Source organism: Lamprobacter sp., from assembly GCF_034860625.1.
Classification (GTDB): Bacteria; Pseudomonadota; Gammaproteobacteria; order Chromatiales; family Chromatiaceae; genus Lamprobacter.
Window position 1 is genome coordinate 1 of sequence record NZ_JAYESN010000610.1, and the last position, 997, is coordinate 997.

General features: G+C 57.7%; 2 protein-coding genes. Both read right to left on the reverse strand.

Features of this window, described 5'->3' with window-relative positions:
- Window positions 1-238: 238 nt before the first annotated feature.
- A complete protein-coding gene (locus tag VBE63_RS30190) occupies window positions 239-502 on the reverse strand; it encodes a type II toxin-antitoxin system HicA family toxin (RefSeq protein WP_323686652.1) in 264 nt (87 codons plus the stop codon).
- Complete coding sequence (locus VBE63_RS30195) at window positions 499-831, reverse strand: hypothetical protein (RefSeq protein ID WP_323686653.1); 333 nt, start codon at window positions 829-831, stop codon at window positions 499-501. Before VBE63_RS30195 ends, VBE63_RS30190 begins: the two co-directional genes overlap by 4 nt.
- Window positions 832-997: the final 166 nt, after the last annotated feature.

A 997-nucleotide genomic window follows, 5' to 3' on the forward strand; every position in this document is an offset into this window, starting at 1 on the left:
CAGAGGCGCAATGGAGCAGGCTGCGCATCGGTACCGCTTATTACTTTGATCCTAATGGGATGGTCCCTTTTCCTCCCCTCCAACACCGCCATCCGGCCATCTTGCAGCGCACAGATCGCCCGATAGTCGTCGATGCGAGAGCGCCAAAACTCCCCTCAGACGAGCCTCAGCATCGCCGGGAGTGTCCAGATCGGCGCCGGTGCGAGCTTGGCAGGAATCTTATGGATGTTTGCGCTAGTTACCAAAGCCAGCGCCATTTCTTGCGTTTATCAGCGGCCCGATACAGCCCTTCACGCGTCGTTCCTGCTTGCCGCGCCATCGAATCAATCAGGTCGAAACTGAACGGGGCCTTTGGGCAATCGACGGTCACCTTGTAGAGTCGGCCTTCTGTTCTGCGCTCCCACTGCTCGTGGGATGATCCACGGCCTGGGGTCGGCTGGAAGCCAAGCGCCTTGAGCGCACGTTTCACTTCTGGGCAGGTGAGCGGGGGCCAGCGACTCACGAATGCTGTGATGAGACCGTCAGCGGTATGCCGTGGATGAAATCGTGCACGTTATGCCGGAGCAATCTGCTCGCGATGTGCAAATGGGCCAGGTAATACTTGATCCGCTGGCGAAGCGGCGCTTTGCGCGGGATCAGTTGATCGAAGTGTTCACGGTCAACCGTGAATGCCTCTTCGACGTACTGATTCATCTGAGCATCAAGTTTGGCACGCACCTCTGCATAGGTCTCGCCTTGAGCCGCTAGGCATAGGTCGATGCAGACAGCAACCCATACTTGGGGAGCTTGCTGCTCGGCGTAGCAGCGCAGTCGAAGTTGATCTTGAGACATCGGTTTACCGTATGTTGAAAGTGGAGGGTGGGCTTGTTGGCCAACATGCCGTACCGAGATCAACCAGACAGCCGATCACACAGCCTGCCTAGCCTGCACCCGAGCGCTTGAGATTCAGCTCCAGCAGCCGACTCAGAATCTCTTCATCGGGCATGTCAGCGGTATC